Annotated in this window: 5 protein-coding genes; 4 read left to right on the top strand and 1 reads right to left on the bottom strand. The window is 69.0% G+C overall.

Annotated features, from left to right (window positions below):
• Window positions 1–510, bottom strand: a 510-nt coding sequence (locus AC31A1_RS47780; RefSeq protein WP_489659328.1) for an aromatic amino acid lyase, incomplete at its 3' end; no start/stop codon positions are given.
• A 142-nt stretch (window positions 511–652) separates the two neighbouring features.
• Here AC31A1_RS47780 and AC31A1_RS47775 point away from each other — a divergent pair.
• Genes AC31A1_RS47775 through AC31A1_RS47760 form a run of 4 tightly spaced genes read left to right on the top strand, consistent with a single transcriptional unit; the run spans window position 653 to window position 3,951 of the window.
• Complete coding sequence (locus tag AC31A1_RS47775) at window positions 653–1,696, top strand: ABC transporter ATP-binding protein (protein WP_489659327.1); 1,044 nt, start codon at window positions 653–655, stop codon at window positions 1,694–1,696.
• Complete coding sequence (locus AC31A1_RS47770; protein WP_489659326.1) at window positions 1,693–2,334, top strand: ABC transporter permease; 642 nt, start codon at window positions 1,693–1,695, stop codon at window positions 2,332–2,334. The genes AC31A1_RS47775 and AC31A1_RS47770 overlap by 4 nt, the downstream gene beginning before the upstream one ends.
• Complete coding sequence (locus AC31A1_RS47765; protein ID WP_489659325.1) at window positions 2,334–2,996, top strand: ABC transporter permease; 663 nt, start codon at window positions 2,334–2,336, stop codon at window positions 2,994–2,996. Before AC31A1_RS47770 ends, AC31A1_RS47765 begins: the two co-directional genes overlap by 1 nt.
• A 19-nt stretch (window positions 2,997–3,015) precedes the next feature.
• On the top strand, window positions 3,016–3,951 hold the full coding sequence (locus tag AC31A1_RS47760; RefSeq protein ID WP_489659324.1) for an ABC transporter substrate-binding protein: 936 nt from the start codon (window positions 3,016–3,018) through the stop codon (window positions 3,949–3,951).
• The last annotated feature ends 240 nt before the right edge of the window (window positions 3,952–4,191 follow it).

The following is a 4,191-nucleotide window of genomic DNA, read 5'->3' as shown; positions in this document are numbered from 1 at the left end:
CGCCAACCCCACCTGAGCCAGCGCGGCGATATCCCCCGTCCCCACCGACCCGAACTCGTTGACGACCGGATACACCCCGTTCTCCAGCGCCTCGCACAGCGCTGTGACGACCGTCGGCCGTAGCCCCGCACCCCCCGCCAGCAACTGGTTCGCGCGGACGGCGAGCATCGCCCGGACTTCCCGGGCCGGGAGCTCGTCGCCGATCGCGCCGGCGTGGCTGCGGAGCAGCCGCAGACCGTGTTCGGCCGCGGCCTCGGTGGGCACGTCCTCGTTCCGGTTGGCGCCCACGCCCGTCGAGCGGCCGTAGACGCGGCCGGTCGCGGCGATCTGGCGGGCCGCGTCCCAGGACTCGGTCGCGCGCTTCATCGCGTCGGTGCCGGCGACCGGTCGGGCGTCCCCGTCGGCGAGGCGTACGACGTCGGTGACCCCGAAGCCGACCCCGTCGAGGACGACCAGATCGGTGCCTCCGGACAGCGCCACATCAGAGGCGTCCACGATCTGAGACGACATAAGGCGACGAACTCCCCTCAATCAGGACACTCGATCTTGCCTGCCGGTCATCCGTTACCTCGGATTAACGCGGAGACATTGACAAACTATTCAGACACCAAGAACTCTGCATGACGTTATGCAGCCGGGCAAGGGACAACTCATGATCCAGTTCGACGCGGTCCACAAACGCTTCCCCAACGGCACGACAGCAGTTCACGACCTCTCCCTGGAGATGCCGGAAGGCGGGGTCACCGTACTGGTCGGGTCCTCCGGTTGCGGCAAGACGACCACCCTTCGGATGATCAACCGGATGATCGACCCGACCTCGGGCGTCATCAAGGTCGGCGGCAAGGACGTCACCCGGCAGGACGCGGCCGAACTGCGCCGTTCCATCGGGTACGTCATCCAGCAGTCGGGCCTCTTCCCGCACCGCACGGTGCTGGACAACATCGCCACCGTGCCGCTGCTGCTGGGCCACGGACGGAAGAAGGCCAGGGCCCGCGCGGCCGAGCTGCTGGAGACCGTCGGCCTCGCCGCCGACGCCGGCAAGCGCTACCCCCACCAGCTCTCCGGCGGCCAGCAGCAGCGCGTCGGCGTGGCCCGCGCGCTCGCCGCCGACCCGCCGGTGCTCCTGATGGACGAGCCCTTCGGCGCCGTGGACCCGGTGGTCCGCACCCAGCTCCAGGACGAACTCCTGCGGCTGCAGAAGGAGTTGAACAAGACCATCGTCTTCGTCACGCACGACATCGACGAAGCCGTACGGCTCGGCGACCGCATCGCGATCTTCCGCACCGGCGGTCACCTCGTCCAGTGCGCGGCCCCCGCCGAACTCCTCGCCCGCCCGGCCGACGACTTCGTCGCCGACTTCCTCGGCGCCGAGCGCGGCCTCAAGCTGCTCTCCCTGAAGACCCTCGCCGAGGTCCCGCAGGGCCCGGCCCCCGAGGGCGGCACCTGGACCCTGGTCGTGGACGAGGCGCGCAAGCCACTGCACTGGTCGACCAAAGCCACGGACGGCGCCGAGATCCCCGTACGACCCCTCCAGGACGGCGACTCCCTGCTCGCCGCCCTCAACGAGTCCGTCGCCTCCCCGAACGGCCTGATCGCCCGCGTCGACGCGGCCGGCGTCCTCACCGGCGTCTCCTCCCGCGACGACATCCACACCCACGCGGGCCAGGCCCATGCGGAAGCGCGAGCGGCGGCATGACCATCGACTGGTCGTGGATAGGCGACCACACCGACGACCTCACCAGCCTCACGTTCTCGCATCTCCAGGCCGCGATGACCGCCGTCTTCTTCGGCCTGCTGATCTCGCTCCCGCTGGCTGTCGTGGCCCACCGCGTCCGCCCGCTCCGAGGCTTCCTGCTCGGCCTGTCGAACGTGCTCTTCACGATCCCGTCGATCGCGATCTTCGTACTCCTGCTCCCGATCAGCGGCCTCACCCGTACGACCACGGTCATCGGCCTGACGGTCTACACGCTGGTCGTGCTGCTGCGGAACACGGTCGAGGGCCTCGACTCGGTCCCCGCGAAGACGAAGGAGGCCGCGAAGGCGATGGGCACGCGCCCCCTGCGCACGCTCCTCACCGTCGAACTCCCCCTCGCGCTCCCGGTGATCATGGCCGGTGTCCGCATCGCCACGGTCATGTCGATCTCGCTCGTCTCGGTCGCGACCTACATCGGCGACGGCGGCCTCGGCCAGCTCTTCACCGACGGCTTCCAGCGCGACTTCCCGACGCCGGTGATCGTGGGCGTGGTCCTCACCCTGCTGCTCGCCGTGGTCGCGGACGCGGCCCTGGTCGGCCTCCAGTACGTACTCACCCCGTGGAAGAGGCGGCGAGCCTGATGTTCGAACTCTTCAAGAACCTCGGCACGTGGCTGACCAGCGGCTCCCAGTGGGCCGGCACGGACGGCATCGCGCACCGCCTCGCCGAGCACCTCCAGTACTCGCTGCTCGCGACCCTCATCGCGGCCGCGATCGGCCTCCCGCTCGGCCTGCTGATCGGCCACACCGGCAAGGGCGCGTTCCTCGCGATCAACCTCGCCTCCTTCGGCCGCGCCCTGCCGACCGTCGGCCTGGTCGTCCTCGTCTTCCTCGCGAGCGGCCTGTCGATGTGGCCGGTGTACATCGCACTGGTCGCCCTCGCGGTCCCGTCGATCGTGACGAACACCTACGCCGGGATGACGGCCGTGGACCCGGACGTGAAGGACGCGGCCCGGGGGCAAGGCATGCGCGGCCACCAAGTCCTCTTCCAGGTCGAGTTGCCGCTCGCACTCCCCCTGATCATGACCGGCCTGCGGCTCGCCCTCATCCAGGTGGTCTCCACGGCCACCGTCGCCGCGTACGTCTCCTTCGGGGGCCTCGGCCGCTTCGTCTTCGACGGACTCGCCCAGCGCGACCTCGTGCAGGTGCTCGGCGGTGCGGTGCTCGTCGCCGTCGTAGCCATCGTCCTCGACCTCGGCCTGTCCGCCCTCCAGCGCTTCCTCTTCCGCCACCGCACCGCCTAGGGAAACCGGGAACTCCGAAATGAACCGTCGCACCCTCCTCGGCGCCCTCGCCGGAACGGCCGTCGCCGTCCCCGTCCTGTCCTCCTGCGCGAGCGGCGTCACCTCGCTCGACGGCGGGGGCTCCAGCGGCGGCGGCAGCGCCTCCAGCAAGAACGGCGTCACCATCGGCACCGCCAACTTCACCGAGAACCAGGTCCTCGGCTACCTCTACGCCGCCACCCTCGAAGCGGCCGGCGTGAAGGTCAAGGTCCGCCCCAACCTCGGCACCCGCGAGATCGTCTTCCCCGCCCTCAAGAGCGGCGACATCGACCTCCTCCCCGAGTACCAGGGCTCCCTGCTCACCTACCTCCAGCCCAAGTCCAAGGTCGCGGAGGCGGGCGAGATGCAGAACGCCCTCACCCTCGCCCTCCCCTCCGGCCTCCAGGTCCTGCCCTACGGCATCGCCGAGGACGCCGACTGCTTCGTCGTCACCCGCGCGACCGCCAAGAAGTACGGCCTGGCCACGCTGGCCGACCTGGCGAAGCACAACGGCAAGCTCGTCATCGGCGCCTCCGCCGAGGTGAAGACCCGTCAGGTGGGCGTCGTAGGACTGAAGGACGTGTACGGCGTGGAGTTCAAGGAGTTCAAGTCCCTTGATTCCGACGGGCCGTTGGTGAAGGGCGCGCTGAAGAAGGGCGATGTGGACGTGGCGAACCTGTTCACCACCGACACCGACATCAAGGCCAACGACTGGGTGGTCCTGACCGACCCCAAGACCCTGATCCCCAGCCAGCACATCGTCCCGCTCATCGCCGACCGCGTGGCCGACTCCGTTGTCCGCAAGGCCCTCGCGCGCCTGGGCAACCTCCTCACCACGGCCCAGCTCACCGAGCTGAACCGCCAGGTGGACAAGGACAAGAAGGACCCGGAGGACGTGGCGAACACGTATGCCGAACAGCACGGCATCACGAAGTAATGACGTGTCGATGATCTGACGAGGAATCAGCCAAGTGTCATTAAACGGACACTTAGGGTGACTGATCGCATGCGTAGGGTGATTGAGCGCTACAAGCACAACGTGCACCACGTGCTGGACAAGCACACCACCTGAGGAAACGCATGGCCTCGAACCGCAGGGCCTTTCTGACGGCCACCGCCGTCGGCGCGCTGGCCGCCGCCCCTACGACCGCCGCCGCCGTCGGCCCACGGCCCCACC

The sequence above is a fragment of the Streptomyces sp. P5F9 genome (assembly GCF_057961495.1).
The sequence above is the reverse complement of the archived record's forward strand: the minus strand, read 5'-3'. Positions and strand labels throughout refer to the sequence as shown.

Excerpts from the sequence above, each read along its gene's own strand:
- AC31A1_RS47760 (WP_489659324.1), top strand. The coding sequence starts at position 3,016 with ATGAACCGTCGCACCCTCCTCGGCGCCCTCGCCGGAACGGCCGTCGCC.
- AC31A1_RS47775 (WP_489659327.1), top strand. The coding sequence starts at position 653 with ATGATCCAGTTCGACGCGGTCCACAAACGCTTCCCCAACGGCACGACA.
- AC31A1_RS47770 (WP_489659326.1), top strand. The coding sequence starts at position 1,693 with ATGACCATCGACTGGTCGTGGATAGGCGACCACACCGACGACCTCACC.
- AC31A1_RS47765 (WP_489659325.1), top strand. The coding sequence starts at position 2,334 with ATGTTCGAACTCTTCAAGAACCTCGGCACGTGGCTGACCAGCGGCTCC.